Origin of the sequence: Verrucosispora sp. SN26_14.1 (genome assembly GCF_004307965.1) — a bacterium.
Lineage (GTDB): Bacteria > Actinomycetota > Actinomycetes > Mycobacteriales > Micromonosporaceae > Micromonospora.
Map to the genome: position 1 here is coordinate 1 of NZ_SISL01000791.1, position 1,222 is coordinate 1,222.

General features: G+C 75.0%; 1 pseudogene. It reads right to left on the bottom strand.

The features are described from left to right. Positions 1 to 1,200, bottom strand: a pseudogene (locus EYA84_RS31955) (adenylyl cyclase); the annotation flags it as partial. Positions 1,201 to 1,222: the final 22 nt, after the last annotated feature.

Below are 1,222 nucleotides of genomic sequence, written 5' to 3' on the forward strand. Positions count from 1 at the left end.
CGCCCCGGCGGCCGGCGGCACCGGCTGGCCCCGCAGCACCAGCAGGCACGACCGCAGCCCGCGTACCTGCATGTCCCAACTGCCCGTGGGGGTGTCGACGAACGCCTCGGCGGCGGCGAGCAGGCGCGGGAAGTCCCCCTCGAACCAGGCCCGCATCGCCTCACCCGAGTAGCTGGTGGTCAGCGTCTGTCCGCTGGCGGTACGCGCCGGTGCCGCCGAGAGCAGCGCGTCCGAGCGCAGCCAGTCGCCCTCCTCACGCACCGCGTACGCGAGGTTCTGGGTGGCCCGGGGCAGTGCCAGGAGCTGCCCGGCGCGGCTGAACTCGGCGAGGGCGTGCAGGTCGTCCAGTCCGGCCCGGTCACCGGCCTGGTACCGGGCGGTGGCCGCAGTGATCCGCGCGTTGGTACGGATCTCGGCCAGCCCGAGCCGCTCGCCGATCTCGGCGGCCGTGGCCGCCGCCGCCACCGCCGGATCGCGTTCGTAGTTGAGCATGTGCAGCCGGCCCAACTCGGCGAAGGCGTCGGCCTTCTGGGCGCTGTCCGGCAGCGGCTCGAACAGCCGCACCGCCCGGTCCAGGCAGACCAGGGCGGCCTGCCGGTCGGCCCGCAGCCAGGCCGCCTGACCGAGCAGCGTCCAGGCCCGTGCCGCGCACGCCTCGTCGCCGCAGGCCAGCAGCCGGTCGGCGAGTGTCTGCACCTGCTCCGGCCCGCCGCCGGAGAGGAACGCGTTGCCGTCGCGGTAGAACGAGATCTCGGTGCTGAGCAGTTCCAGTTGCAGCCGGCCGACCGGATCGGAGTCGTCGGCGAGACCGAGCGCGCGGGCCGCGTGGCTGGCGGCGGCGTCCAACCCGTGCAGCGCGTACGCCCGGCGGGCGGCCCGGTGCAGCGCGGCCCGGGCCGGACCGGCGTAGCGGCGGGTTTCCAGGTCCAGGGACCGGGCGATCTCGTGCGCCGCCCAGCGGTGGTGGGCCAGCACCTCGGCCAGGTCGGTGTCCCGGCTCTGCGACAGGGTGTCCAGCCAGTCGGCCGTCCGGTCGTGCCGGGCCACCCGCTCGGTCCGCGGCAGCCGTTGGTAGCACACGTCGCGGACCAGCACGTGCCGGAAGCGGTACTCCGGCTGGCCGGCCATCGTGGACGCGGCCTGCTCGTGCACGAAGTCCCGCTGCTCCAGCCGGCGCAACGCGCGCTCGACCGCCTCCACCGCTGTCTCTTATACCACATCT